The 26,135-nt window shown below is 66.7% G+C and carries 15 protein-coding genes; 6 read left to right on the forward strand and 9 right to left on the reverse strand.

Annotated elements, in window-relative coordinates:
- Window positions 1-10 precede the first annotated feature (10 nt).
- The 5 genes from DUGA2_RS25190 to DUGA2_RS25210 form a co-directional block, all read right to left on the reverse strand.
- Entirely contained in the window at window positions 11-1,117 is a 1,107-nt protein-coding gene (locus DUGA2_RS25190) for a DegT/DnrJ/EryC1/StrS aminotransferase family protein (RefSeq protein WP_070272170.1), read from the reverse strand.
- A gap of 8 nt (window positions 1,118-1,125) precedes the next feature.
- Entirely contained in the window at window positions 1,126-1,536 is a 411-nt protein-coding gene (locus DUGA2_RS25195) for an FdtA/QdtA family cupin domain-containing protein (protein WP_083296470.1), read from the reverse strand.
- Window positions 1,533-2,423 (reverse strand): glycosyltransferase, encoded by an 891-nt coding sequence (locus tag DUGA2_RS25200; protein ID WP_070272171.1) that lies wholly within the window; start codon window positions 2,421-2,423, stop codon window positions 1,533-1,535. Before DUGA2_RS25200 ends, DUGA2_RS25195 begins: the two co-directional genes overlap by 4 nt.
- Before the next feature lie 19 nt (window positions 2,424-2,442).
- Window positions 2,443-5,652: a methyltransferase domain-containing protein gene (locus tag DUGA2_RS25205; protein ID WP_070272172.1), complete on the reverse strand. Its 3,210-nt coding sequence runs from the start codon at window positions 5,650-5,652 to the stop codon at window positions 2,443-2,445.
- Window positions 5,653-5,886: 234 nt separating this feature from the next.
- A complete protein-coding gene (locus DUGA2_RS25210; protein WP_070272173.1) occupies window positions 5,887-15,789 on the reverse strand; it encodes an S-layer family protein in 9,903 nt (3,300 codons plus the stop codon).
- Between the two features lie 209 nt (window positions 15,790-15,998).
- Between DUGA2_RS25210 and nudC the strand changes: the two genes are divergently transcribed.
- From nudC to DUGA2_RS25225, 3 genes are all read left to right on the forward strand, one after another.
- The gene (nudC, locus tag DUGA2_RS25215) at window positions 15,999-16,817 is read left to right on the forward strand and encodes an NAD(+) diphosphatase (protein ID WP_070272174.1); all 819 of its coding nucleotides are present in this window, start codon (window positions 15,999-16,001) and stop codon (window positions 16,815-16,817) included.
- A 61-nt stretch (window positions 16,818-16,878) separates the two neighbouring features.
- Window positions 16,879-17,445, forward strand: a complete 567-nt coding sequence (gene folE, locus DUGA2_RS25220) for a GTP cyclohydrolase I FolE (RefSeq protein ID WP_070272175.1) — start codon at window positions 16,879-16,881, stop codon at window positions 17,443-17,445.
- Window positions 17,446-17,450: 5 nt separating this feature from the next.
- On the forward strand, window positions 17,451-18,740 hold the full coding sequence (locus DUGA2_RS25225) for a thioredoxin family protein (RefSeq protein WP_070272176.1): 1,290 nt from the start codon (window positions 17,451-17,453) through the stop codon (window positions 18,738-18,740).
- An 18-nt stretch (window positions 18,741-18,758) separates the two neighbouring features.
- Here the strand turns inward: DUGA2_RS25225 and DUGA2_RS25230 are convergent, their stop codons facing one another.
- The 3 genes from DUGA2_RS25230 to DUGA2_RS25240 form a co-directional block, all read right to left on the reverse strand.
- On the reverse strand, window positions 18,759-19,622 hold the full coding sequence (locus tag DUGA2_RS25230) for a transposase (protein WP_070272177.1): 864 nt from the start codon (window positions 19,620-19,622) through the stop codon (window positions 18,759-18,761).
- 139 nt (window positions 19,623-19,761) lie between these two features.
- Window positions 19,762-21,426 carry a M20/M25/M40 family metallo-hydrolase gene (locus tag DUGA2_RS25235; protein ID WP_070272178.1) on the reverse strand — a complete coding sequence of 555 codons (1,665 nt, stop codon included), beginning with the start codon at window positions 21,424-21,426 and terminating at the stop codon, window positions 19,762-19,764.
- A 28-nt stretch (window positions 21,427-21,454) separates the two neighbouring features.
- Window positions 21,455-22,363: a LysR family transcriptional regulator gene (locus DUGA2_RS25240; protein ID WP_070272179.1), complete on the reverse strand. Its 909-nt coding sequence runs from the start codon at window positions 22,361-22,363 to the stop codon at window positions 21,455-21,457.
- Between the two features lie 104 nt (window positions 22,364-22,467).
- Here DUGA2_RS25240 and DUGA2_RS25245 point away from each other — a divergent pair, with 104 nt between their 5' ends.
- The 3 genes from DUGA2_RS25245 (at window position 22,468) to DUGA2_RS25255 (ending at window position 25,647) form a co-directional block, all read left to right on the forward strand.
- Window positions 22,468-23,466 (forward strand): aldo/keto reductase, encoded by a 999-nt coding sequence (locus DUGA2_RS25245; protein WP_070272180.1) that lies wholly within the window; start codon window positions 22,468-22,470, stop codon window positions 23,464-23,466.
- A 142-nt stretch (window positions 23,467-23,608) separates the two neighbouring features.
- The gene (locus tag DUGA2_RS25250; protein WP_070272181.1) at window positions 23,609-23,905 is read left to right on the forward strand and encodes a DUF4148 domain-containing protein; all 297 of its coding nucleotides are present in this window, start codon (window positions 23,609-23,611) and stop codon (window positions 23,903-23,905) included.
- Window positions 23,906-24,051: 146 nt separating this feature from the next.
- A complete protein-coding gene (locus tag DUGA2_RS25255; protein WP_070272182.1) occupies window positions 24,052-25,647 on the forward strand; it encodes a methyl-accepting chemotaxis protein in 1,596 nt (531 codons plus the stop codon).
- Between the two features lie 23 nt (window positions 25,648-25,670).
- Here the strand turns inward: DUGA2_RS25255 and DUGA2_RS25260 are convergent, their stop codons facing one another.
- Window positions 25,671-26,108, reverse strand: a complete 438-nt coding sequence (locus DUGA2_RS25260; protein ID WP_070272183.1) for a hypothetical protein — start codon at window positions 26,106-26,108, stop codon at window positions 25,671-25,673.
- Window positions 26,109-26,135: the final 27 nt, after the last annotated feature.

Here is a 26,135-nt window from a genome sequence, read left to right on the forward strand (position 1 = left end):
GTTTATATACCTATGCCGCGCAGAACTTGCGCACCGCCGCCACCACTTCCATCGCCTGTTCGGCCGTCATGGTCGGGCCCATCGGCAGGCTCAGCACTTCTTTGTGGATGGCTTCGGCCAGCGGGAAGTCGCCCTGCTTGTAGCCCAGGTGGGCGTAGGCCGGTTGCAGATGCGGCGGCACCGGATAGTGGACGATGGTGCCTATGCCCTGTTCGGCCAGCGCCTTGGCCAGCGCGTCGCGCCGGGCGTGGCGGATCACGTAGACGTGCCATACCGGCTCGGCCCACTCCGGCACGTGCGGCAGCGCCAGGCCGTCGATGCCGGCCAGCTCGCGCTGGTAGATGGCGGCGATGGCGCGGCGCTTGGCGTTGTCGCCGTCCAGCTTGGGCAGCTTGACGCTCAGCAGCGCCGACTGCACCTCGTCCAGGCGCGAGTTATAGCCCGGCACCTCGTTGTAGTACTTGACCTTGGAACCGTAGTTGCGCAGCGTGCGGATTTTATCGGCCAGCTCGTCGTCGCCGGTGGTGACGGCGCCGCCGTCGCCCAGCGCGCCCAGGTTCTTGCCCGGATAGAAGCTGAAGGCGGCGGCGTCGCCCAGCTGGCCCGCCACGCGGCCGCGGTACAGCGCGCCGTGGGCCTGGGCCGCGTCCTCGATCACCTTCAGGCCGTGCTTGGCCGCCAGCGCGATCAGCGGGTCCATGTCGGCGGTCTGGCCGTACAGGTGGACCGGCATGATGGCCTTGGTGCGCGGCGTGATGGCCGCCTCCACGCGGGCCGGGTCGATGTTGAAGCCGTCGGCGGTCGGCTCGACCGGGATCGGCGTGGCGCCGCAGTCGCTGACCGCCAGCCAGGTGGCGATGAAGGTGTTGGACGGCACGATCACCTCGTCGCCGGGGCCGATGCCGTAGGCCTTGAGTATCATGAAGATCGCGTCCAGGCCGTTGGCCACGCCGATGCCGTGCTTGCTCTTGCAATAGGCGGCGAAGCTGGCTTCGAAGGCGCTGGTCTCGCCGCCGAGGATGTACCAGCCCGAATGCAGCACGCGCTTGAAGGCGGCTTCCAGTTCGTCGGCTTGCGACAGGTTGATGGCTTTCAGGTCGAGGAAGGGAACGCTCATGGCAAAACTCACTTAGGTTGGTGTGCCGCGGCCACGAATTCATCGTAGTCGTGGTAGTAGTCTTTGGGGTCGTACAGCGTCGAGGCCAGCACCACGCACACCGCGCCGGACGAGAAGTTCTCCACTTCGCGCCACATCATGCCGGGCACGTACAGGCCGTAGTAGGAGCGGTTGAGCGTGAACTTCTTGCGCTCGTAGCCGTCGTCGACGATGACGTCGAAGCTGCCCGACATGGCGACGAACAGCTGCTGCAGCTCGATGTGGCCGTGGCCGGCGCGCGCCGAGCCGCCCGGCACGTCGTACAGGTAGTAGACGCGCTTGATGTCGAAGGGGATGTGCACGCCGCCCTCGATCACCGACAGGTTGCCGCGCACGTCGTGGTGCGGCGGCAGGTCGATCAGCCGGCACTGGTCCATCATGATGCGGCTCCCGTGCTTTGCGCCGCCAGCACGTCGTGGAAGCGTTGTTGCGAACGGCCGACCATGGGGAAGATGCCGCTCAGGCGGGCGGCCACGTCGTCCACCGTCGTCTGCATCACCACCAGCTCTTCCGGCGCGACCAGGCCGATGTCGCACGATTCGATCAGCAGGTCGATGTAGTCGGAGAAGCAGTAGCCGAAATTCGGATTGCTGTTGACGTTGCTGTTCGATTCCAGCCGCTGGTCGTGGCGGAAGTAGGACAGCTCTTCGTCGATGTAGAACACCTTGCCGTCGCGCGCCAGGTTGAAGTAGGCGGCGACGTCGGCCAGGCCCAGCGTGCAATCGTGCTTGTGGTAGCGGAACAGGTGGCGGCCGATTTCCCACAGGCGCTCGCGGCGGAACATGATGGTGCTGAACTCGCCAACGAAATTGCGCATGCCCAGCACCATGCTGCGCTGCATGTCGCGCGCCGTCATGCTGCCGCTGGCCTGGTAGGGGCGGCGCAGCTCGGTGCGCTCATTGTCGACGTTGATCACCTGCGAGGACGAGAACACCAGCTGGATCTCCGGGTCCATATTCATGGTCGCCACCATGCGCTCGACGCAGAACGGATGCAGCACGTCGTCGTCGAACAGCGGCTTGATCAGCTGGCCCTTGGCGGCGAACAGCGCGGTCAGCACGTTCTGCTCGCGCAGCGCCGAGTTGCGCTGGTAGATCAGCAGGCCGCTGTACTTGGCGCACATGTCCTTGATGGCCTCGGTCGGGCAGTTGTCGCTGACCAGGATCTCGATGTTGGGATAGCTCTGGCCCAGCGCCGACTTCAGGCAGGCCTCGAAGTGGCCCGGCTTGTACGACGGGATAACGATGCTAACTAATGGCAAACTCATAGAATGTCAGGCTCCAGGCTTAGGCGGCGACAGCCACCACGATGTATTGCCAAGGCAGCGCGTCTTCCACCGCCACCACCGGATCGAGGCCGCTGGCGCCGGCCATCATGCGGATCGCCGGCAGGTATTTTTCGCGCGCCGGCTCGTCGATGATGCGGGCGCTGCCGCCGGCGATCTGGAAGCCGGCCTGCTGGAACAGTTCCAGCATGGCGCCGCGCGTGAAGATGCGCTTGCGCGATTTTTCTATGCCGCCAGGGCCGTAGCGCATGTCGCCGGCGTTCAGCCGCGCCTGCACGCTCCAGTGCTGGAAGTTGCGGAGGGTGGCGACGATGCGGCCGCCCGGCGCGATGCTGGTGCGGATTTTCTGCAGCAGCGTCCACGGGTCGTCGGTCGCTTCCAGCGCCTCGTCCATGACCCAGCAGTCGGCGCCGCGCACGTGGTCCCACAGGTCGGCGCCGGCGTGTTCGATGTCGAGGTTGAACACGAAGTCGCAGTGCGGGCGCGCGGCCTGGGCCGGCGCCGGATCGGCTTCGATGCCGGTGTAGTTGGCCAGCGGGTTGCGGGCGCGGTAAGCCTTGGCGAAGGCGCCGTCGCCGCAGCCCAGCTCCACCACCTTGACCGCGGTCGGCGGCATGAAGGTCAGCAGGTCGGTATTGACGACGGTGTTGGCGCTCGGCAGGTCGTAGTGGTAGCCGCCGGTGCGTATCACCGTGCCCTGCCAGTCGTGCTTGATGTAGTGGCGGGTCGGCTCGCGGGCGAAGTCGTCGCGCACCCAGTCGACGCCGTGCAGCAGATCGCTCTTGCCGGCCTGGTGCATCGCCAGCATGGCCGGCAGCAGCGGCGCGCCGTGCTTGATCGGCAGCGGCCACTGGCGCATCACTTCGGCGTTCACCAGCATGCAGGCCGGGTGCAGGTAGGGGATGCCGTCGGCGCCGCGGCTGTGGCCTACTTCGTTGACCCACTGGACGTTGCCGACGCCGTACATCTCCGGGCGCAGCGCGCTGTGCAGCGATTCCAGGAAGCCGGCCTTGAGGATCTCGACGTCGGAGTCGAGGAACAGCACCTCGCCCGACAGGCCCAGGTGGCTGAGCGCCCAGGCCATGCCGGGGCCGTGGTGGATGTTGTAGCCGAAGGGGATGAACTCGACGTTGTCGACGCCGTCGGTGATGGCGCGGATTTTCTCGGCGACATCGGGATTCGAGCCATCGATCACGTACACGCGGTTGCCGTAGAACTGGCGCAGCGTGCGCAGCAGCGCTTCGATCAGGTCCGGCGCGTTGTAGGACACGGTGACGATGGGGATGTCGGCGATGCGCACCGGTTCGGCCAGGGGGTGCTCCGACGGTTCCTGCGGACGCACCGCGTGTTCCGGCGCGGCCAGGCGCGGCGCTGCCGGCTTGGCGACTTTCTGCAGCGCCGCTTCCAGGTTGCGCACGAAGCGCGGGCTGTCGAACAGCGGGCAGGTCAGGCGGTTGGCGGCCAGCTGGCGCTTCATCGAGGCGATGCGGGCCGGGTCGTTGGCCAGCGCCACGGCCTTCTCTTCGTAGTCGGCGAAGTTGTAGGTGATCAGCTGCGGCAGGTCGACCGCGCGCAGCAGGCTGCCGGCCATGCGCGACGAGAAGGTCTGGCCGGCGCAGGTCAGCAGCGGCAGGCCGGCCCACAGCGCGTCGCTGGCGGTGGTGCCGGCGTTGAACGGGAAGGTGTCGAGGAACAGGTCGGCCAGCTGGTAGCGCGCCAGGTATTCGGCCGGCACGGCGCGGCTGTTGAAGATCAGGCGGTTGCGGTCGATGCCGGCTTCCTCGGCGTAGCGGTACAGGTTCTCGCGCACTTCCGGGTAGTCGGCCACCAGCCACAGCACGCTGTTCGGCACGCGGCGCAGGATGTTCATCCACACCGAGAACAGGTCGGGCGTGAACTTGAAGTTGTTGTTGAACGAGACGAAGACGAAGGCGTCTTCCGGCAGGTTGACGCTGGCGCGGGTCGGCTTGGCGGCGATCAGGCGCTGGCGGTCGTTGATCTGGAAGGTGTCCGGCAGGTACAGCGGCTTTTCGGTGAAGTCCTTGGTCATTTCCGGCGTGATCAGGAATTCGTCGGCGATCACGTAGTCGACGCCGGGCAGGCCGGTGCTGCCGGGGAAGCCGAGGTAGGTCAGCTGCACCGGCGCCGGGCGGTAGGCCAGGATGTTGGGGCGCGCGCCCAGCGTCAGGCCGTGCAGGTCGACCAGGATGTCGATTTCGTGGGCGCGGATGGTGCGCGCGGCCTGCTCGTCGGTCAGCTGGTCGATGCGGATGTAGTGGTCCATGGCCTTGACCACGCGGGCGCGGATCGGCGAACCGTCCTCGCGGCTCCAGCTGAAGGCGTAGACCTCGAACTTGCTGCGGTCGTGCAGCTCGTACAGCTCGGCGGTCAGGATGGAGACCGCGTGCGAGCAGAAGTCCGACGACAGGTAGCCGATGCGCAGGCGGCCGTGGCCGTAGCCGTGCTGGCCGGTCAGCGGCGCGACGGCGGCGTTGACTTTCTCGTTGACGAAGCGGCGCGCGGCGGCCAGCTGCTGGGCCGGGTCGGCCGAGGCGCTGAGCATGGCCAGCGCCGAAGTGCCCTCCATCATGGTAGCGACCGAGATGTGTTCGAGGCCGCTGTAGACCGGCCATTCGCACTGTTTCTGGCGCAGGTGGACCCAGTGGGTCATGACGTTGGCCTGTTGCGGATCGACGCGCAGGCTCAGCGCCAGCATGGCTTCGGCCTCGGGATAGCGCTTGCGGATTTCCAGCAGGCGGCCGAGGTTGTTCAGGGTTTGCACGTACAGGGTCGGATTGGTCTTGATATCCGGCTGCACCTCATCGGTGAGGATGGTCTTCCACATCGCCAGCGCGTCTTCCGGGCGGCCGGTGCGTTCGAGCAGGGTGCCGAGGTTGAGGCGGGCTTCGACGAAGCCGGGGTTCTGGGCGATGGCCTTGCGCAGCACGGCTTCGGCGCCGGGGTCGTCGCCGGAATTGGACAGCACCACGGCCAGGTTGAAGCAGGCGGCATAGACCAGCGGCGACGGCGTATGGTCGATCCAGGCGCGGTACAGGGCGATGGCGGCGGGCAGTTGCCCGCTTTCCTGCAACACGGCGGCGGCGCCGAACAGGTCGCCGATGGACAGCGCGCCCTTGACGGCCAGTGCCATAACGGTGCCCAGCGGGCTGTTATCGATGGGAGCGGGTGCGGCAGGTACTTGAGCGGTCATAGCTAGGCTTAGGATGGGATGAGCCATAAAAGGTACGCACTATCATACCTTTTTGTCGCAGGGTAAGGGGCAACTTTTGGCTCAGGAGCAAGACTGTAAAACCCCACCTGCTCAACAGATAGGCAAGGCTTAAAAACAACGGGGGTCAAGTCTGACATTTGGACACGTGCTCAACCGTAGCGACTTGCTACGGTTGAGCACGTGTCCAAATGTCAGACTTGACCCCCAAGGGGGTTAGCGGTTGGGGACGCTGAACCAGTCGCCGGCGTTGCGCGCGGCGTCTTCGTGCTGGGTGCTCAGCGCGGCGGCCGCGCCTTGCAGGGCCTGGCGGCTGCGGTAGTGCTGCATGGCGTCGGCCAGTGCTTGTGCATTGGCATCGCTTGTTGCCGCATCGCTCGGCTTGGCCAGCGCCGCCTGTGGCGCAGGCGCCGCAGAGGCCGTACTGGCATAGCTCGCCATCGCGTTGCTCAGGCCGCTTACCTGCTGTTGCAGCGTGGCCGCGGCCGTGGTCGCCGTCTTCTGCGCCAGGAACCAGACGTCGGCGCTGGCGTGGGTGCTGCCGTCGGTGCCGGTATAGCTCGACGTCAGGCCGATGGCGTTGCCGTTCTGTAGCGTCAGCGTGTGCTTGGCGTCGGTGCCGATGGCGGCGATGCCCAGCTGGTCCAGCGTCTTCAGCTCGTCCGCCTGGCTGATGCCGTCGGAGTTGCCGTCCACCCAGACCCGCAGCGCGCCGAAGGCGCTGTCGGCCTTGGTGATCTGGCCGTCGCCGTTGCTGTCGAGCGACTTCAGCGCGGCGTAGCCGTCGGCGGCCTTGCCGCCGTCCGCCAGCGTGGTGGCGCTGCCGAACAGCTCGCCGCCGTCGTTGATGACGCCGTCGCCATTGCGGTCCAGGGCCAGCAAGCCGTCGTGGGCGTCGACCCAGCCGGTGCTGACCTTCTTGCCCTCGGCGCGGATGTCGAACTGCACGCCGGCCGCGATGCCCAGCGTCCGCACGCCGTTGCCGTCCAGGTCCAGCACCAGCGGCGTGGCGTAGTTGGTCGACGAGGCGTTCAGCGCCATGGTCTGCGTGACCGACATCGCGCCGACCTGGCCGCCGGTGAAGGCGTTGGCCTGGGTGACGCTGAGCGCGGCCAGGCCGGCCGTGGTCAGCGACGGCACCTGGCCGGCCGTGAAGGCGGCGATCTGGTCGGTGGTGAAGACGATCAGCTGGCTGGTTTTCAGGCCCGCCACTTGCGCATTGGTCAGGCCGGCGATCTGCGTGGTCGACAGGTAGCCGATCTGCGTCGCCGTCAGCGAACCGAGCTGGCTGGTGGTCCAGGCGCCCAGCTGCGTGGTGGTGAAGGCGTTGATCTGGTCGATGGTCAGCGCGGCGATCTGGGCGTTTTTCAGCGCCGCCATCTGCGCGGTGGTCAGCGCCGCCGCCTGCGTGCCGGTCAGCGCGTTGAGCTGGGTGCTGGTCAGCGTCTGGACCTGCGAGGTGGTCACGGCTTGCAGCTGGTCGGTGCTGAACGCGGCCATCTGGTCCACCGTCAGCGCGGTGATCTGGCTGAGCTTGATGCTGGCGACCTGCGCCGTGGTCAGCGCCTGGATCTGCGTGTTCGACAGCGCGGCCAGTTGCGTGGTGTTCAGGTAGCCGATCTGCGCGGTGCGCAGGGCGGCGATCTGGCTGGTGCTCAGCGCGAACATCTGGTCGGCCGTCATCGCGCCCAGTTGCAGGCTGGTCAGCGCCTGTATCTGTGCGGTGTTGAGGCCGGCCAGTTGGCTGACGTCCAGGCTGCTCACCTGCAAGGTGCCCAGCGCGGCCACGTCGGCCGTCTGCAAGGCGCCGATCTGGTTGGTCGACAGCGCGACGATGGCGTTGATGCTCAGCGAGGCCGCTTGCGCGGTGCTCAGCGCGGCGATCTGGTCGGTGCTGAGGACGTTGACTTGCGGTACGTCGATGGCGGCGATCTGCGCGGTTTTCAGGCCGCGGATCTGCGCCGTCGTCAGCGCGACGGTCTGGTCGGTGGACAGGCCGGTGAACTGGCTGGCGGTCAGCGCGGCCAGGTCTTGCGTGTCCAGCGCCGCCACTTGCGCGGTGCTCAGCGCGGCCAATTGGTCGGCGGTCAGCGTCGGCATTTGCGCGGTGGACAGGCCGGTGATCTGGGCCGTCTGCAACGCGGCGATCTGGTCGGTGGACAGGCTGCTGGCCTGGGCGGTGGTCAGCGCGGCGAGCTGCGCGGTTTTCAGCGCGCGGATCTGGTCGCTGGTCAGGGCCAGCAGGTTGTTGATGGTCAGGCCGTAGGCCAGCTGCGCAGTGCTGAGCGCGGCGATGTGGTCGGTATCGAGCGCCGCCACCTGGTTGACCTGCAAACCGTTGGCCAGCTGGGCGGTGCTGAAGGCGGCCAGTTGCGTCAGGCTCAGCGCGTTGAGCTGGGCGCTGCCGAGGAAGGCGATCTGCGACGTGCCGAGGGCGGCGATCTGGCGCGTGCCCATGGCGTTCAAGTCCGCGGTTTCCAGCGCGACGATCTGGTCGGTGGTGAGCGAGGCGACTTGCTGCGTGCTCAGCGTCGATGCCTGCGCGGTGCTCAGCGCGACGATCTGGTCGGTCGTCAGCGCCTGCACCTGGCTGGTGCCGAGCGCGACGGTCTGGGCGGTGCGCAGCGCGACGATCTGGTCGGTGGTCAGGGCGGCGATGGCGTCGCTGCCCAGGCCGTAGGCCAGCTGGGCCGTGCCCAGGGCCGCGATGTGGGCGCTGTCCAGCGCGGCCAGCTGGGTCGTGCCGAGGCCGTTGCTGAGCTGGCTGGTGGTCAGCGCGGCCAGTTCGGCCGTGGTCAGCGCGTTCAGCTGGTCGCTGCCCAGCACGGCGATCTGGTCGCTGCCCAGGGCCACCATCTGGCGCGTGCTGAAGGACGACAGGTCGGCCGTTTCCAGCGCGGCGATCTGGGCCGTGGTGAGCGCGGCCACCTGGCGCGTCGCCAGCGACGCGGCTTGCGCCGTGGTCAGGGCGACGATCTGGCTGGTGCTCAAGCCGCCGGCGACCTGGTCGGTCGTCAAGGCCGCGACCTGGGCGGTGCCCAGCGAGGCGAACTGGTCGGTCAGCAGGGCCAGCAACTGGTCGCTGCCCAGCGTGGTCACTTGCGCGCTGCTCAGCGCGGCCAGGTCGGCCGTTTCCAGGGCGCTGACCTGGTTGCTGGTCAGCGCGGTCAGTTGCACGCTGCTCAGCGAGCGGACTTGCGCCGTGCTCAGCGCGACGATCTGGTCGGTGCCCAGGCTGCCGAACTGCGCGGCCAGCAGGTGGCTGACGGCGCTGGTGCCCAGCGCGGCGAACTGGTCGGTGCTCAGCGCACCCAGCTGGTCGGTGCTCAGCGACGGCGCTTGCAGCGAGGTCAGCGCGGCGACCTGCGTAGTGCTCAGCTGGCCGAATTGCGCGGCCGTCAGCGAGGCCAGCATCTGCGTGCTCAGGCCGGTGAAGGCGCTGGTCGACAGGGCGTTCAGCTGGTCGCTGGTCAGCGCGGCGAACTGGGCCGTGCTGAACGCAGCCAGCTGGTTGCTGCGCAGCGCCACGAAGTCCATGGTGCTGAGCGCAACGATCTGGTTGGTGCTGAGGGCGGTGATCTGCGTGGTGCTCAGCGTGCCGACCTGGGCGGTGCCCAGCACGGCGATGTGGTCGGTGCTCAGCGCGGCGATCTGGCCGTTGTTCAGGCCGACGATTTGCGCCGTGCCCAGGGCGCTGACCAGGTCGGTGGTCAGGGCGGCGATGTTGGCGCTGCCGATGGCGGCGATCTGCGACGATTTCAGCGCGGCGAAGTCGGCCGTTTCCAGCGCGTCCAGCTGGTCGCTGCTGAGGGCGGCCACTTGCGCGGTGCTTAGCGAGGCGGCCTGCATGCTGCTCAGGGCGACGATCTGGTCGGTGGTGATGGCGCCGAACTGGGTGGCGTTGAGCGCGCCGATCTGCGTGCTCGACAGCGTGGCGAAGTTGTCGGTGCTGATGGCGGCGATCTGGTTGCTGCCCAGCGCGCCCAGCTGGCGGGTCGCCAGGTTGTCCACTTGCAGCGTGGTCAGCGCGGCGATCTGCGCGGTGGTCAGCGAGGCGGCCTGGGCCGAGGTCAGCGCGTCCATCTGCGCCGTGGTCAGGTTTTGCAGCTGGTCCATCGTCAGCGAGATCAGCTGGTTGGTGCTCAGCGCCTGCACTTGCGCGGTCTTCAGCGCCTGCAGGTCGTCGGTGGTGATCGATTGCAACTGGTCGGTCGACAGCGCCAGCAGCTGGTTGCTGCTCAGCGCGGCCGCCTGCAGCGTGGTCAGCGCGGCGATGTGGGCCAGGTCCAGCTGGCTGATCTGCAAGGTGCCCAGCGCCTGGATCTGGTTGGACAGCAGCGCGGCCAGGTCGTCCAGTTCCAGCGCGGCCAGTTGGTCGGAGCTGAGGGCGGCCAGTTGCGCCGTGCCCAGTTGCGCGTATTGCTGCGTGGTCAGCTGCACGATCTGGTCGCTGCTGAGCGCGCGGAATTGCGCCGTGGTCAGCGCGTTGAGCTGGGTCGAGCCCAGGCTCTGCAACTGGTCGACGCTCAGCGCGTTGAGCTGGTCGCTGCCGAAGGCGGCGAACTGCGCGGCTTTCAGCGCGGCCAGGTCGTCGGTGTTCAAGGCCTGGATTTGTGCCGAGCTCAGCGCCAGCAGCTGGTTGGTGGTCAGCGCCTGCGCCTGCGCCGTGGTCAGCGCGGCGATGCGGTCGGCCGCCAGCGCCTGCAGCTGGCCGGTGCCGAGGGCGGCGATCTGCGCGGTCTTCAGCGCGGCCAGGTCTTCGGTTTCAATCGCGCCCAGCTGTTGCGTGCTCAGCGCGGCCACCTGGGCCGTGCCCAGCGCCTGGAATTGCTGGGTGGTCAGCGCGACGATCTGGTCCGAGCTCAGTGACTGGACCTGGGCGCTGCTGAAGGCGTTCAACTGGGTCGCGCCCAGGCTCTGCACCTGGGTCAGCCCCAGCGAGGCGATCTGGTCGCTGCCGAGGGCGGCGATTTGCGCGGTCTTCAGCGCGACGAGCTCATCGCTGGTCAGCACCTGCACCTGGTCGGTGGTCAGCGCGGCGATCTGGCCGGTGGACAGGCCGGCCGCCTGCGCCGTGGTCAGCGCCTGCACCTGGTCGGTGGTCAGCTGGGTGATCTGCAGCGTCTTGAGCGCGGCGATCTGCGCGGTTTTCATCGCGGCCAGGTCTTCCAGTTCCAGCGCGCGCAGCTGGTCGCTGCTCAGCACGGAAAGGTCGGCGGTGCTTACGCTGGCGATCTGGCGCGTGGTCAGTGCGACGATCTGGTTGGTGGTGAAGGCGGCAATCTGGTCGGTGGTCAGGCCGGCGATCTGGTTCAGCGTCAGCGCCTGGATCTGGTCGGTGGTCAGGTTGCTCAGCGCGCCCAGCGCGGCCAGCTGGGCGGCGCTCAGTGCGGCGAAGTCGGCCGTGCTCAGCGCGCCGATCTGGTCGGACGACAGCGAGGACAGCTGGCCGGTCGTCATCGAGCCGACCTGGCTGCTGGTCAGCGCCATGATCTGGTCGGTGCTCAGCAGCGTGATCTGCGCGGTGCGCAGGGCGTTGATCTGCACCGTTTTCAGCGCGGCGATTTCGTCGGTGTTCAGCGCGGCCAACTGGCCGGCGGTCAGGCTGGCGACCTGGGCGGTGGCCAGCGCGGCCACTTGCGCCGTGGTCAGCGAGGTGATCTGTGAGGTCTGCAAGCCCTGGAATTGCGCGGTGCTCAGCGAGGCCAGCTGGGCCGCCGTCATCGCTTGCAACTGGTCGGTGCTGATGGCGTCGAGCTGGTCGGTGCTCAGCGCTTGCAGCTGCGCGGTGCGCAGCGCGGCCAGGTCCTGGGTTTCCAGCGCGCGCACCTGGTCGGTGGCCAGCGCCGTCAATTGCTGCGAAGTCAGCGAGGCCACTTGCGCCGCGGTCAGGCCGGCGATCTGGTCGCTGCTGAGCAGGATGAACTGGCTGGTGCCGAGCGCGGCGACCTGCGCGGTCTTGAAGGCGGCCAGGTCTTGCGTTTCCAGCGCGGCCAGCTGGGTGGCGCTCAGCGCGCGCACCTGGGCGGTGCCGAGATTGGCCGCCTGCTGCGTGCTCAGCGCGACGATCTGGTCGGTGGTCAGCGACTGGAACTGGGCGCTGCTCAAGGCGCCCAATTGCGCGATGCTCAGGGCGCGGAACTGGTCGCTGCCCAGCGCATCGAGCTGGTCGGTGCTCAAGGCCAGGATTTGCGCGGTGCGCAGCGCGGCGATGTCGGCGCTGGAGAACACTTGCAATTGCGCGGTGCCGAGCGCGCTCAGCTGGCGCGTGCTCAGGCTGGCTACTTGCGCGGTGGTCAGCGCGGCGATCTGGGTGGTGGTGAGGCTGGCGATGACGTCGGTGCCCAGCGCGGCGAACTGCGCCGTCTTCAGGGCGGCGAAGTCCTGGCTTTCCATCGCGTTCAATTGGTCGCTGCTGAGGGCGGCGATCTGCTGCGTGCCCAGGTTGCCGACCTGCAGGGTGGTCAGCGCGGCGATCTGGTCGCTGTTGAGCGTGGCGATCTGCGACGTCTTCAGCGCGGCGATCTGCGCGGTCTTCATCAGCGACAAGCCTTGCGTGCCCAGCGCGACCAACTGGTCGCTGCTCAGCATGGCCACTTGCGCCGTCACCAGGCTGTAGACCTGGACGGTGCTCAGGTTGGCGATCTGCGCGGTGCCCAAGGACTGCAACTGGCTGCTGCCCAGCGCGGCCAGCTGGGCCGTGGTCAGGGCTTGCAGCTGGGTGCTGCCCAGCGCGTTCAGGTGGTCGCTGCTCAGGCCGGCGATCTGGGCGGTGCGCAGCGCGGCCAGGTCGCGGGTTTCCATCGCCACGATCTGGCTGGTGCCCAGCGCTTGCAGCTGGCGCGTGCTCAGGCTGGCGAATTGCGCGCTGGTCAGTGCGACGATCTGGTCGGTGCTCAGCAGGCTTACCTGGTTGGTGCCGAGGGCGGCCAGTTGCGCGGTCTTCAGCGCGGCCAGGTCCTCGGTTTCGATGGCCAGCAATTGATCGCTGGACAGCGCGGCGATCTGCTGGCTGCCCAGGTTGCTGGCCTGGACGGTGGTCAGCGCGACGATCTGGTCGGTGCTCAGCGCGGCCAGCTGCTTGCTGCCCAGGGTGGCCAGCTGCTGGGTCTTCATCGCTTGCAACTGGGCCGTGGTGATGGCGGCCACGGCGTTCGTGCCCAGGGCCAGCACTTGTTGCGTCTTCAGCGCCGACAGGTCGGCCGTTTCCAGCGCGACGATCTGGTCGGTGGACAGCAGGGCGATCTGCTGGGTCGACAGCGCGCCCGCTTGCAGCGAGGTCAGCGCGACGATCTGGTCGGTGGTGACGGCGGCCAGCTGGTTCGAGCCCAGCGCGTTGAGCTGGCTCGATTTCAGCGAGGCCCAGTCGGTGGTGGTCAGCACGGCCACCTGTTCGGTCAGCAGGTAGCCGATCTGGGCGGTGCTGAAGGCGTTCACTTGCGCGGTGTTCAGCGCGCCCAGCTGGGCGGAGTTGAGCACGTGGATCTGGTCGGACGTCAGTTGCGCGATCTGCGCGGTCTTCAGCGCGGCCACCTGGCCGACGGTCAGCGTGGCGACGGCCTTGGTGCCCAGGCCCAGCAGCTGGCTGGTCTGCAGCGCGGCGAAGTCCTGGGTTTCCATCGCGTTCAGCTGGTCGGTGCTCAGCGCGTTCAGCTGGGCCGGCGTCAACGCGCCCGCTTGCGCGGTGGTCAGGGCGACGATCAGGTCGGTGCTCAGCGCGGCCACCTGGGCCGAGCTCAGGGCGACGATCTGCGCGGTTTTCAGTGCGGCGAAGTCGGCCGTTTCCAGCGCGTTCAGCTGGTTGGTCGACAGCGCGGCGATTTCACGCGTGCTCAGCGCGGCGGCCTGGGCGGTGGTCAGCGCGACGATCTGGTCGGTGGTCAGTGCGGCGACCTGGGCGGTGGTGAAGTTGCTCAGCTGGACGCTGGACAGCGACGCGAACTGCGCCGTGGTCAGCGCGGCGACGGCGTTGCTGCTCAGGGCGGCGGCCTGCTGCGATTTCAGCGCCACCAGGTCCTGGGTTTCCATCGCGGCGACCTGGTCGGTGCTGAGCGCGGCGATCAGCTGGGTGGCCAGCGACGCCACTTGCAGCGAGCCCAGGCCGACGATCTGGTCGGTGCCCAGCGCGGCGATTTGGGCGGTGCTGAAGGCCGCCAGTTGCGCGGTCCTCAGCGCGGCGAGGTCGCGGGTTTCCAGCGCGGCGAGCTGGTTGCTGCCCAGGGCGGCGATCTGGCGCGTGGTCAGCGCGCCGGCCTGGCCGGTGCTCAGCGCGACGATCTGCTTGGTGTCGAGCGCGGCGATCTGCTGGGTGCTCAGCGCGGCCACCTGGGCCGTGGTCAGCGCGGCGATCTGGTCGGTGGTGAGGCTTTGGACATTGCTGGTGCTCAGGCCACCCAGCTGCTGGGTGCGCAAGGCGGCCAGGTCTTGCGTGCTCATCGCGTTCAACTGGTCGCTGGACAGCGCCGACAGTTGCAGCGAGCTCAGCGCGTTGGCTTGCGCGGTCTTCAGCGCGACGATCTGGTCGGTGCTGAGCGAGGCGATCTGGCTGGTGCCCATGGCGGCCAGCTGCTGGGTTTTCAGCGCGGCCAGGTTGGCGGTGCTCAGCACGCTCAACTGCGCGGTCGACAGCGCGGCGACTTGCTGCGAGGCCAGGCCGGCGATGTGTGCGGTGTTCAGCGCGGCGATCTGGTCGGTGCCCAGCGCGGCCAGTTGCGCGGTCTTCAGCGCGCCCATTTGCAGCGAGGTCAGCGCGACGACCTGGTCGGTGCCGAGCGCGGCGATGCCGCTGGTGGCCAGGGCGGCGATCTGCAGGGTGCGCAGCGCGGCCAGGTCTTGCGTTTCCATCGCGGCCAGCAGCGTGGTGCCCAGGGCCGCCAGTTGTTGCGTGGCCAGGCCGGCCGCTTGCGCGGTCGTCAGGCCGGCCAGTTGTGCCGTGCCCAGCGCGTTGATCTGGGCGGTGGTGAAGGCGGCTACCTGGGCCGTCTTCATCGCGGCCAGGTCGCGCGTTTCGATGGCGGCCACCTGGTCGGAGGTCAGCACGATGATTTGCTGCGTGCCCAGCGCGGCCGCTTGCGCGCTGGTCAGCGCGACGATCTGGTCGGTGGACAGGCCGCGCAGCTGGCTGCTGCGCATGGCGGCGATCTGGGCCGTGGTCAGCGCGGCGACCTGGTCGGTGCTCAGCACGGCGGTGGTGGCGGTGCTCAGCGCGTTCAGCTGCTGGCTCTTGAGCGCGGCGAAGTCCTGGGTTTCCATCGCGGCCAGCTGGGCGCTGGACATCTGGCCCAGCTGCAGCGTGGTCAGCGCGGCGGTTTGCGCGGTGGTCAGCGCGACGATCTGGTCGGTGCTGAGGGCGGCGAATTGCTTGGTGGTCAGCGCGGCGATCTGCGCGGTCTTCAGCGCGGCGAAGCCGTCGGTGCCCAGCGCGGCCAGCTGGTCGGTGCCGAGGGCGCTGATTTGCAGCGTCGACAGGTTGCTGCTTTGCGCGGTGCGCAGCGCGGCCATCTGCGCCGTGGTCAGCGCGCCCAGCTGGCTGGTGGCCAGCGCGTTCAGTTGCTGCGTGCCGAGCGCGGCGATGTCGTCGGTGTCGATGGCGGCCAGCTGGTTGCTGCTCAGCGCGGCGATCTGGCGGGTTTGCAGCGAGGCGGCCTGGCTGCTGCTCAGGGAGACGATCTGGTCGGTGGTCAGCGAGCGCACTTGCGCGGTGCTCAGCGCCGCCAGCTGGCTGCTGCGCAGCGCGGCGATGTCGTCGGTGCCGACGATGGACAATTGCTGGGTGCCGAGCGCGGCCAGCTGCACGGTCGCCAGCGAGGAGAACTGGTCGGTGGTCAAGCCATTCACCAGCTGGTTGGTGCTCAGGCTGACGATCTGGCCCGTGGTCAGCGCGGCGATCTGTTTGGTGGTGAAGCCATAACCGAGCTGCTGCGTGTTGAGCGCCTGCAGATTCTGGGTGGACAGGGCCCGTAACTGGCTGGTGCCAAAAGCGCTGAGCTGCGCGGTGCTCCATGCGGTCATTTGCAAGGTGGTGAGCAGCACGATATCCGCAGTCGTCAGAAACGCGATCTGATTGGTCTGCAGGCTGGCGATTTGGTCGGTGTTTAAACCAGGTACGATAGATGGCATGTTAAGTAATCTCCTTACGGAAATATATAGTACCGCCAAACGAACTCATACGGAGAGTACAGCGGCAAAAGTAGTTTAAATCTTGGTCTGAAAACAATGACTTAGCGCGCTTTGGCTCATCCAGTTGTCATCACACCCACAGCCTGAAAATAATCATTTAGGAAACACTGTAAGATCATGTTTTGCGATCAAACCCGAGCTTCCCCGCCATGCTGCTGACTCCCGCCACATTTACCCCCCTGATCCGTCCCCAAAATCATGACCATCCGCTAACTTTCGTGTTCCATCGCGGAGAGTTGCTTTTGCGCAACGAAATTCTCGGCTTGCCCGACGCGCAGGCGGTCGCCGCGCTGAACTTGCCGCCCGAGCGCTTCCATGCGCTGGGCGAGTGGGAAGGCCGCTACTACCAGCTGGCGTGGCTGGAGCAGCCGGATGTGCCGGGGCCGGAGTATGGTTATCACGGCCTGCGTTCGCTGTTCGGCCTGGTCGACGAAGGTTTCGCGGCGCTGGCCGGGCGGGCTTTCCAGCTGGCCGAATGGGCGCGCACGCACCGCTACTGCGGCGTGTGCGCGACGCCGATGCGGCAGCTGGAGGGCGAGCGCTGCCAGCAATGCCCGAACTGCGGCATGAGCGCCTATCCGCGCATCTCGCCGGCCATGATGGTGTTGATACGCAAGGGCGATCAGGTGTTGCTGGCCATGCACGCCAACGCGCCGTACAAGCGCTACACGGCGCTGGCCGGTTTCCTGGAGGCGGGCGAGTCGATCGAGGAGGCCGTGCACCGCGAGGTGTACGAAGAGGTCGGGCTGCGGGTGCACAAGCTGAAGTACTTCGGCAGCCAGTCGTGGCCGTTCCCGCATTCGCTGATGATCGCCTACACGGCCGAGTACCTGGACGGCGAAATCCGCGTCGATCCGGGCGAAATCGCCGACGCGCGCTGGTTCGGTCCCGGCGACGAGTGGCCGGACATGACGGTCACGGTGTCGATCGCGGCCGAGTTGTTGAACGCCTACCGGCCTAAGCCTTAGCCGGTGCGGTGCCGCGGATTTCTATATACTGTCGGCAATCGTAAAAAAAAGGTGTTTCATCATGTCTCAAAAAGAATTCTCGGAAGGCGACTGGCGTCGCCTGATCGCCAGTTTCGGTGAAGATCCCGACCGCCCGGGCCTGGTGGAAACCCCGGCCCGCGTCACCAAGGCATGGAAACACTGGACCTCCGGCTACGGCCAGGACCCGGTCGAGCTGCTGAAGGCCTTCGAAGACGGCGCCGAGCAGTACAACGAACTGATCGTGGTGCGCGGCATCCCGGTCTACAGCCATTGCGAACACCACCTGGCGCCGTTCTTCGGCAAGGCCACGGTCGGCTACGTCCCGAACGGCAAGATCGTCGGCCTGTCCAAGCTGACCCGCCTGGTGGACTGCTTCGCCAAGCGCCTGCAGGTGCAGGAGCGCATGACCATGCAGATCGCCAACGCGCTGATGGAAGTGCTGGAACCTAAGGCGGTCGGCGTGGTGGTCAAATGCCGCCACCTGTGCATGGAAAGCCGCGGCATCCGCACGCCGGGCGAAGAAACCGTCACCTCGGCCATGCTCGGCGAGCTGCAGCCCAACCTGGCGATGCGCACCGAGTTCCTGGCCCTGGCGCGCGAGTCCTGAGCGGCATGGCGGCGATCGCATGGCAGCACGGCGGCCTCGACGCCGCCTTCGCGCTGGCGGCCGAGCAGCAGCGGCCGCTGTTCCTGTATTGGGGCGCGGTCTGGTGCCCGCCCTGCAACCGCGTCAAATCCGACATCTTCGCGCGCGACGAGTTCGTGCAGCGTTCGGCGGCGGTGGTGTGCTACCACCTCGACGGCGACAGCGCCGGCGCGCAAGGCCTGGCCGCGCGCCACGGCCTGCGCAGCTATCCGACGCTGGTGCTGTACGCGCCGGACGGCAGCGAAATCACGCGCCTGCCGTGCGAGCTCGATGGCGAGTTGTTCGTGGCCGCCTTCGACGCGGCGCTGGCCGTGCATGCGGCCGGCTCGTCGGCTGCGGCGGCGCTGGCGGCGGCCTTGTCTGGCGAGCGCAGGTTGAGCGCCGGCGAGTGGTCGCTGCTGAGCCATTATTCCTGGGATACCGACGAAGGCCGCCTGCTGGGCGCGCGCGCGCTGGCGCCGACGCTGCTGGCGCTGGTGCGCGCCTGCGACGACGCCGACGCTTCCGTGCGCCTGCAACTGCACGCGCAGCTGGCCACGGCCGGCAAGGATATCGACGCGGCGGCCAACGCCGCCTTGCTGCTGAAGGTGTTTGCCGACGCGCGGCTGGCGCGGTCCAACATGGACATCCTCGGCAACAGCGGCATCAACCTGATCAAGTACGCCACGCGGCGTGAAGAATTGGTGGCGGCGCTGGGCAGCGCGGCCGCGCAATGGGCCGACGATTTCTGGCTCAGCGCGCCGGACCGTTTGACGGCGGTGCGTCTGCAAATGCGCCTGGGCCGCCTGCTGGCGCCGACGCAGGGCTTGCAGGAACACGTGAAGGTGCGGGTGGAAGAAGCGCTGGCCGCATCGACCGATCCCTATGAACGCCACACACTGGTCAACACGGCGGTGAGCGCGCTGAACGACGCGGGCCTGTCGGCGCAGGCCGAGCAGGTGCTGCTGGCAGAATTGCCGCGTTCGCATGCACCGTACTACTTCATGCTGAGCCTTGCCTCCAGCGCCAAGCGGCGCGGCGATGCGGCAGCGGTGTTGGACTGGTACGGCAAGGCATGGCAAGCGGCGGCAGGTCCGGCGACGCGGCTGCAATGGGGCGTCACTTATTTGAGCAGCCTGCTGGAACTGGCGCCGCAAGACAGCGGCCGCATCGAAGCAGCCAAGCAAGCCCTGCGCGCCGACATCGCCATCGCCGGCGCCGACGCCCAGCAACAACGCAACCTGGCCCAGCTACAAAAACTCCGGGGTCAAGTCTGACATTTGGACACGAGCTCATCACTCGTGTCCATCATCGGTGAGTTCTGTTTGTTCCGATGCGGCGACTGCGCGGCTCACCGTCTTCAGCGACACACCGAAATGCGCGGCGATTTGCTGCATCGAAAATGCTGTGGACCGGTAGGCTTCCGCCATGGCGACCTGGCGTCGCGCGAATGTCAGCGCATACTCCTCAAGCGACATCGCCGTTGCGCGGCGTTGCACCCTGGCGATTTCCACCGACTTCGCATCCTTGGCAGATGCCCTGTGCCGTGCGATGAACGCCGCGTCCCCTAGAATGCATCGGAAACAGACTTTCTTTAGCGGGTTTTCAGCATGCAGTCCCGCCATGACGAACTGGTGATAGGCCGCCCTCGCCGCCATCGGGTCCGGACCGAAGCAGGCCAGCAGCCATTCGGTCGCCATCCAGCCGGCAGCAGGTGTCTGGCCGGTCATGACGCGATAGCTGCTCCATTCCCAATCCCCGGGCGCTTCCACCATGCCGCCGCGCACGGGATTCAAAACGATGTACCGCGCCAGTTCGTGCTGGTAGCCTTCCTTCTGCACCAGTATGGCGTGGTAACGGCCCTGCATAACGTGCCCGACCAGTTCATGACGGCGATTGACATATTGCGAGTACGCGCTGTTCAGTTGACGCATGCCCTGCCCGAGATTGCCTTCGGGTGTTTCGATGAGTACGTGGTAGTGGTTCGTCATCTGGCAATACGCGTGGACGACGAAATGAAAACGGCGGCAGACGCGCTCGATTTCCATGAGCCAAGTCAGGCGGTCCGTGCGATCGCGAAAGATCGGCTCACGTCGATTGCCTCGGCAAGTGACGTGATAGAGTGCTCCGGGGAATTCGAGTCTGAGAGGGCGGGCCATCTCCGCAATGTAGCCGGTGCGCCAAGGTGCGGCGCTGACGAAACGCAGAAGTCGTCGCAGTCCCAGCCACACGCGGCTTGCTTTGCTGCTCAGCTAGTGCAGAGCCCGTGTCCAAATGTCAGACTTGACCCCGGCGGTTTCAGCGCTTGAATTCGGCGTTGTCTTTCCACTGCGGGCGGTCTTTGCCCTGGGCGGTCTGGTAGCCGGCTTTGAACAGCAGTTCGATGTCCTCCACCGCGCCGCTGGTGTCCCACTTGGCTTGCACCGTGTCGTTGACCGTGTGGTACTGGTGGGCGCTGTAGCTCAGCAGCTTTTCACGGCCGTAGCCGGCCGCCTTGCCGATGAAGTTGGAACTGCTGCGCAGATACACCACCGGCACGCCGCCACGCGCAAATTCGAACTGGTCGCCACGGTAGAAGCTGCCGTAGTCGGCGTTGCTGTCCGGCCGCACGCTCCGCCCCTGGCTGCGGGCGATGCCGGCGACGATGTCGTCGGCGCTGGATTTGCCCATGCCGCTCAGCTCGACATCGCGGGTGCGGCCCCACATGTTCAAGCCGTCGACGTTGATGTTCAGCAGCGTCTTGCTCAGCGGGTAGAGCGGATTGCGCGCGTAGTATTGCGCGCCCAGCAGGCCGCGTTCCTCCGCCGTGGTCAGCACGAACACAATGGTGCGCTTGGGCGCGACCGGCAGCGCCTTGTACGCGCGCGCGATCTCCAGCAGCGCGGCGACGCCGGTGGCGTTGTCCATCGCGCCGTGGAAGATCTGCTGCGTGCGCGGACCCGGCAGGCTTTCGTCGATGCCGAAATGGTCCCAGTGCGCGGTGTAGACCACCACTTCATTCTTCAGCAGCGGATCGGAACCCGGTATCTTGGCCACCACGTTGTGCGAGGCGACGTCGCGCCAGGCATTGAGCGCGGTGACGTTGAGCTTGACGCCCAGCGGCACCGGATGGAAGTTGCGCTGCAGCGCCTGCTGCTTGAGCGCGTCGAAATCCTGGCCGGCGGCCTTGAACAGCTCGCGCGCGCGGTCGCCCTGCAGCCAGCCGGGAATGGCCGGGAAGGCCGGGTCCGGCGTCTTGCTCTTGATGGCGAAATTCTCGCGGCCCCAGCTGTTGCGCACCACTTCGTACGGGTAGGTGGCCGGCTTGGTTTCGTGCACGATCAGCGCGCCGGCCGCGCCCAGCTTGGCCGCCATCTCGAACTTGTAGTTCCAGCGGCCGTAACGGGTGATCGCGCTGCCGCCGAACATGGCCGGGTCCAGCTGCTTGGGGCGCTTGGGATCGGCCAGCTGCGGGTCGTTGATCAGCATGACCAGCGTCTTGCCCTTGAGGTCGACGCCCTTGTAGTCATCCCACTGGAATTCCGGCGCCTGCACGCCGTAGCCGACAAACACCAGCTCCGAATTGGCGATCTCGACTTTTTTCTCGGTGCGCGCGGTCCAGGCGACGTAATCGTCGCCGAAGGTCAGCTGCTTGACCTGGCCGTCCTTGACGTAGCTCAGCGTCGGATGGCTGGAGATGGCCACCAGCGGCACCGCCTGCAGGTAGGTGCCGTCCGGGTTGCCCGGCTCCAGCCCCAGCTTCTTGAACTGCTGCTGCAGGTAGTCCAGCGTGACGGTTTCGCCGCGCGTGCCCGGCGCCCGGCCTTCGAACTCGTCGGAGGCCAGCATGGTGATGTGCTCCAGCAGACGTTCGCCGTCGATGCCGGCCATCGCTGCCTCGGCCGGCTTGCCGGTCTTGGGTGGGGCGGCGTGGGCATGGCCGGTGCCTAACGCCAGCAGCGCCATCGACAGTAGGAATTTCATGTGGAAATGATTGTTAAGAAGGAATGCCTCATTCTGACACACTTTGTTGCTCAAGAACACTAGCAAGCCAGTCGACAAACACCCGCACCCGCGGCGACAGGTGGCGGTTGTGGGCATAAATGATGTTCAGCGGTAGCGGCGCGGGCCGCCAGGCGGGCAGGATTTCCTCCAGCTGGCCCGTGGCCAGCAGCGTGCCCAGGCCGCGGCGCGGCATCTGGATCAGGCCCAGCCCGGCCAGGCAGGCGGCCAGGTAGGCCTCGGTGCCGCTGACCGACACCTGGCTGCGCATGGGCTGGGTGCGGGCGACGCCGTCGGCGTCGACATATTCCCAGTCGAGGTCGCGCCCGCTCTGGCTGGAGAAGAAGTTGACCGCCGTGTGCTGGCGCAGATCGTCCAGCGTGCGCGGCCGGCCGTGGCGGGCCAGGTAGGCCGGCGCGGCGACATTGATCTGCTCCATCGCGGCGATGCGGCGCGCCACCAGCGTGGAATCGCGCAGCGTGCCGCCGCGCACCGCGCAATCGATGCCTTCGCCGACCAGGTCGACGAAGCGGTCGTTCGAGCCCAGCCGCACCTGGATCTGCGGGTGGCGCTGGAAAAACTCCGGCAGCGCCGGTATCACGTACAGGTGCGCCAGCCGCTCCGGCAGGTCGACCCGCACCGCGCCGCTGAGCAGCCGGCCGTCGCCGGCGAACAGGCCGTTCAGGTTGTCCAGGTCGTTGAGCAGGGCGCTGCAGCGCTCCAGGTATTGCGCGCCTTCCACCGTCAGGCTGACCTTGCGCGTGGTGCGCTGGAGCAGGCGCACGCCCAGTTGCTGTTCGATGGCTTGCACGGCGTTGGTGACGGTGGGCTTGGGCAGGTCCAGCTGCTCGGCGGCCTGCGTAAAACTTTTGCAGTCGGCCACCGCCCGGAAGATCTGCATGGCCTTGAACTGGTCCATAATTGTTAGCTATGTTCGAATAAAGTAATAGGATTTACAGTATTTATTGCTGCAATCGATAATAGCATAATGAATCCACTCGTTCACCACCTTGGAGATTCATCATGCAAGCACGCAAACTCGGCCGCACCGGCCCGCAAGTCGCCCAACTGGGCCTGGGCCTGATGGGCATGTCCGACCTGTACGGCCCGGCCGACCGCAGCGAAAGCCTGGCCACCATCCGCGCCGCCATGGATGCCGGCGTCACCCTGCTCGACACCGGCGATTTCTACGGCATGGGCCACAACGAACTGCTGCTCAATGAAGCGCTGGCCGCCGGCGGCCGCGACCGGGTGCAGATCAGCGTCAAGTTCGGCGCCATGCGCGATCCGGCCGGCAACTGGATCGGCATCGACACCCGCCCGGCGGCGGTGAAGAACTTCGCCGCGTATTCGCTGAAGCGCCTGGGCGTCGAGCACATCGACATCTACCGTCCGGCCCGGCTGGACCCGAACGTGCCGATCGAGGACACGGTGGGCGCCATCGCCGAGCTGGTCCAGGCCGGCAAGGTCAAGCACATCGGCCTGTCCGAAGTGGGGAGCGAGACGCTGCGCCGCGCCCACGCCGTGCACCCGATCGCCGACCTGCAGATCGAGTATTCGATGATTTCGCGCGGCATCGAGAACGGCATCCTGCAAACCTGCCGCGAGCTGGGCATAGGCATCACGGCCTACGGCGTGCTGTCGCGCGGCCTGATCAGCGGCCACTGGAGCAAGCAGCGCGAAGGCGAAGCCGATTTCCGCGGCCTGGCCAGCCCGCGCTTCCAGGGCGAGAACCTGGACCGCAACCTGGCGCTGGTGGAGCAGCTGCGCGCCGTCGCTGGCGAGCTGGGCGTGTCGGTGGCGCAGGTGGCGATCGCCTGGGTGGCGGCGCAGGGCGAGGACATCGTGCCGCTGGTCGGCGCCCGCACCCGCGTGCGGCTGGAGGAGGCGCTGGCCTCGACCAGGCTGCAACTGTCGGCCGCCGACCTGGCCAGGCTGGAGCAGGCCGTGCCGGCCGGCGCGGCGGCGGGCGGCCGTTACGACCAGCATTCGACCTCGGCCCTGGACAGCGAACGCGGCTGATATATCGGATAAGCGGATGGATTTGTGCGGATATTTGCGCTTTTATATCTGAAAAATTAATCCTAATATGACTCCATCGACGACGCAAAGCCGGTTGGCACTCAGAACTGGGCGCCACACTTAATCTGACAAGGAGCATCAAATGAACGCCAAATCCATCATCGCATCGGTTTCCCTGCTGCTGGCCGTGGGCGCAGCTAACGCCCAGGGCCCTGTTGAACAGAACGAGGCCACCGCCGACATCGCCTACACCAACGCCGCCGCGAGCACCGTCACCCGCGCCCAGGTCAAGGCCGAAACGCTGGCCGCCATCAAGGCCGGCGCGCTGGAGCAGAACGAGGCCACCGCCGACATCGCCTACCAGTCCCCGCGCGCCAAGACGCCGTACGTCGACGCGCAACTGGCCGCCAAGGCCGTCAAAGGCAATAGCGCGCAGTAAATCAGGGCTGCTGCCCACACGGGCGCCGCGATGCAGATCGCGGCGCCCGTTGGCATTTTTTGATGCAGAATTTGCAAATAAACGACAGTTGCACTTCACAATTCAGGTATTCTGGTTTCCATAAGACAATACGGAGACCCTGTACCATGAATAAGTTGTCCTTCCAACAGAAGCTCTGGGTACCGTTGATTTGCAGCCTGCTCTGCATCACCGCCATCTTCATCTATCAAACCATGCAGATGCGTAACGTGCGCATCGAAGAACGCCAGATCGACCTGATGAACCTGGACGATGCCGGCCTCAGCGTCCTGAAGCTGTATGGCGACAAGGCCACCTCCGGCGCCCTGAGCAAGGAAGACGCGCAGAAGCAGGCCATGGCCGTGATCAAGGGCCTGCGCTTCGGCAAGGATGGCTACATCACCATCACGCAGGGCACGCGCTCGCTGATGAATCCCTTCAAGTCTGAAAACGACGGCAAGGACATGGCCGATTTCAAGGATCCGAACGGCGTCTATCTGTACCGCGACATCGCCGCCGCCGGCGCCAAGCCGGAGGGTGGCGGCTTCGTGCGCTATTCCTGGACCCGGCCCAACACCAAGGAGCCGGTGCCCAAGATGAGCCGCGTGGTGCACTTCGCGCAGTGGGATTGGGACCTGGTCACGGGCGCCTACATCGACGACATCGACACCGCCTTCTACCAGTCGCTGTACAAATCGGCCGGCGTGCTGGCGCTGGTGTGCCTGGTGCTGTGGGCCATCGTCAGCATGGTCAACAAGAGCTTGCGCCACACCATAGGCGGCGATCCCGAGTATGTCAGCGAGATCGCGCAGCAGATCGCCGGCGGCGACCTCAGCGCCAGCATCAAGACCCATGAATCGGACCGCGCCAGCATCTTGTATGGCATGAAGTCCATGCAGGCGCGGCTGGCCGACACCATTGGCGAGATCCGCCGCAGCGCCGACACCATCGCCACCGCCTCGGGCGAGATCGCCTCGGGCAATATGGATTTGTCGGCGCGCACCGAATCGCAGGCCAGCTCGCTGGAAGAGACGGCCGCTTCGATGGAAGAGCTGACCTCGACCGTGAACCAGAACGCCGACAACGCGGTGCAGGCCAACCAGCTGGTGCTGTCGGCTTCGGCGGTGGCGGAGAAGGGCGGGCGCGTGGTGTCGCAGGTGGTGCAGACCATGGACACCATCAACGCCTCGGCCACGCGGATCGTGGACATCATCAGCGTGATCGACGGCATCGCCTTCCAGACCAACATCCTGGCCTTGAATGCGGCGGTGGAAGCGGCGCGCGCGGGCGAGCAGGGGCGCGGCTTCGCGGTGGTGGCGTCCGAGGTGCGCAACCTGGCCCAGCGGTCGGCCGGCGCGGCCAAGGAAATCAAGGAGCTGATCAACGCGTCGGTGGAGAGCATCAGCGCCGGCAGCGCGCTGGTGGCGGAGGCCGGCACGACGATGGACCAGGTGGTGGCCAGCGTATCGCGGGTGACGCAGATCATGTCGGCGATCACCGAAGCGTCGAGCGAGCAGAGCACGGGCATCGGCCACGTCAACATGGCGATCACGGAGATGGATTCGGTGACGCAGCAGAATGCCGCGCTGGTGGAAGAAGCTGCGGCCGCCGCCGGCAGCATGCAGGAGCAGGCGGGCAAGCTGGCCGAACTGGTCAGCCGGTTCCGGCTGAGCGGCGACCAGGCCGCCAGCGGCAAGCGCACCAGCCGCCTGGCCTTGCGCTAAAACTCCGGGGTCTGACCCCGGAGTTATTTGCTGGGGGCGGTGGTGTCGGAGCCGGCCGGTTCCAGCACTGCCGCTTCGAACACCAGCTTGTTGCCATCGACCCGGAACACGCCGATCAACTCGCCGCCGTCGCCTTTGACGTCCGGATACTGCGTGCAGCTCTGGGTTTCAACCTGCCACATCTCCTTGCCGGCGCGTAGCGTCCAGACGTTGTCGCCGCCGGACAGCAGTTCGATCTCCACTTCATCGGCCGGCATCTCGGTCAGCTCGATACGGCGCAGGCACTCCGGCAGCCGCTGCATGATCAGCTCGACGCTGCTGTTCTTGCTCCAGAAGTGCTTTTGCGCGCGGTGCAGCGTCAAGGCGTGATTGCCGGTGCTGCCGTCCGCATAGTACGAGGCCGTGTCGTCGACGCATGCCGTCAGCAGCAGGGAGGTCAGGACTATCAGGATCTTGCGCATGGGCCGGCTTTCCGTTGGGGATGAATG

The organism is Duganella sp. HH101, assembly GCF_001758795.1.
In the GTDB taxonomy this organism is placed as follows: domain Bacteria; phylum Pseudomonadota; class Gammaproteobacteria; order Burkholderiales; family Burkholderiaceae_D; genus Rugamonas; species Rugamonas rivuli.